Consider the following 1734-nt stretch of genomic DNA (forward strand, 5'->3'; position numbering starts at 1 on the left):
CGGCCCGGCGGCAATGCCACCGGCGTCGTCGCCAACACCCCGCAGGCGGAGGGCAAGCGCATCGAGATCGCGGCCGAGCTCACGCCGCCCGGCACGCCGCTCGCGGTGCTGTTCCATCGCGGCACGGATTCGCTGGCCCCGCGCCTCGCTGCGATGCAGGCCGCGGCGCGCCAGGCGGGCCGTGCACTGATCGTGCAGGAATGGGAGGGGCCCGGCGGTGTCGCGGCGGCGGTGGCCGCGCTTGCGGCGCGCGGCGTGCGCGGGGTGGCGCTGGGCGGCACGCCGGAATCGCTGCGCGACGCCCGCGCGATCGCCGCCGCCGCGGGCGCCGCGCGCATCGCCACCATCGGCCAGTGGCGCAGCATGGTGGCGGAGGGCTGCACCGCGAGCCATGGACCCGACTTCCACGCGCTCTATGCGCGCGTGGCGCATTTCACGGCACTCATCCTGCGCGGCACACCGCCCGGCGACCTGCCCATCGAGGCGCCGGCACGCATCGAGACGGTGGTGCACCTCGGCGCGGCGAGCGCGCTCGGCCTTCAGGTCCCGGTGGCCCTGCTGGCTCGCGCGGACGAGGTGGTCGAATGACCGCGCGGCCCTCATTCCAGCGGCGGCAGGGCGCGGAGATAGGCAAGCAGGTCGGCACGATCGCCTTCCGTCATCCGTGCCCAGCCGGCGGCGCGGCTGCCCATCGTCAGGTAGAGGCGGCGCCCGTCGCGGCCAATGCCCTCCGCGACCACGCGCCACACCTCCGCCTCCGTCCAGGCGCCGATGCCGGCGTCGGGATGCGGGGTGATGTTGCGCGCCGGCAGCGGTCCCGACGGGGTCTGGAACACCCGCCCGCCCGCGCCGATGCGCGCGGGGTCGGCGCGGTCCAGCGCGACGCGGGGCGAGTGGCAGTCCATGCAGTGCAGCAGCGTGACGGCGAGGTATTCGCCGCGCCGTACGGGGTCGTCGCCGGGCGGCGCGGGCACGGTCGCCACGGGCTCGAAGCGCGTCGGGCTGCGCGGGAAGCTGCTGCGCTCCGTCACGGGATTGCGCACAGGCGGGATGGTGCGGAGATAGGCCCAGACCGCCGCGAGGTCGCCGTCCGAGATGCCGCGATAGGCCTCGACCGGCATGGGAGGCCCGATCAACGAGCCGTCCGGCCGGCGGCCGTTGCGCATCGCATCGGCGAACTGCGCTGCGGTCCAGGCGCCGATCCCCGTGTCGGGATCGGGCGTGATGTTCGGCGTCACGGCGCGCAGCCCTACATTGGCGAAGACACGACCACCCGCCTGGCGCATCGCCGGGTCGGCGCGGCCTCTCGCGTCCGGCGTGTCATGGCAGGTCCCGCATTGCATGACGACATCGACCAGGTACTGCCCGCGCGCGACCTGCGGCGTGTCGGCCAGTGCCGGAACGGCAAGGATGGTGCTGGCCAGAATGAACGACCGGAGCTTGTTCATGGGATGCCTCCTTCTCCGGGCCGCAACTTCGGCCCCGGCGCGGTTCGGCGCTGTGCGACTTCGCACGCCGTGTGGCGGGCCCCGCCCGGCGCGCGGGCGGAGGAGGTGATCGGATGATCGCGCGCCGTTCGCTCCTGGCGCTGCCTCTCGCCGCGCCGGCGCTGGCCCAGCCTGCTCCCGCGCAGCCCGGGCCGCCCCGCATCGGCTGGCTCACGGCGCAGCGCGAAGCCTCGCTCGCGCCCTTCATCCCGGCGCTGCGCGCAGGCCTCGTCGAACGGAACCTCGT

Annotated in this window: 2 protein-coding genes; one reads left to right on the forward strand and one right to left on the reverse strand. The window is 75.0% G+C overall.

Features of this window, described 5'->3' with window-relative positions:
- A partial coding sequence (locus ACTIFU_RS23670; RefSeq protein WP_439580785.1) for an ABC transporter substrate binding protein occupies window positions 1–588 on the forward strand: 588 nt, incomplete at its 5' end.
- A gap of 11 nt (window positions 589–599) precedes the next feature.
- Here ACTIFU_RS23670 and ACTIFU_RS23675 read toward each other — a convergent pair.
- A complete protein-coding gene (locus ACTIFU_RS23675) occupies window positions 600–1448 on the reverse strand; it encodes a c-type cytochrome (RefSeq protein WP_439580786.1) in 849 nt (282 codons plus the stop codon).
- Window positions 1449–1734: the final 286 nt, after the last annotated feature.

Source organism: Elioraea sp. (genome assembly GCF_051860475.1).
In the GTDB taxonomy this organism is placed as follows: Bacteria; Pseudomonadota; Alphaproteobacteria; order Acetobacterales; family Acetobacteraceae; genus Elioraea.

Bases quoted from the DNA above. Each gene is read 5' to 3' on its own strand.
- ACTIFU_RS23675 (WP_439580786.1), bottom strand. From the start codon at position 1,448: ATGAACAAGCTCCGGTCGTTCATTCTGGCCAGCACCATCCTTGCCGTT.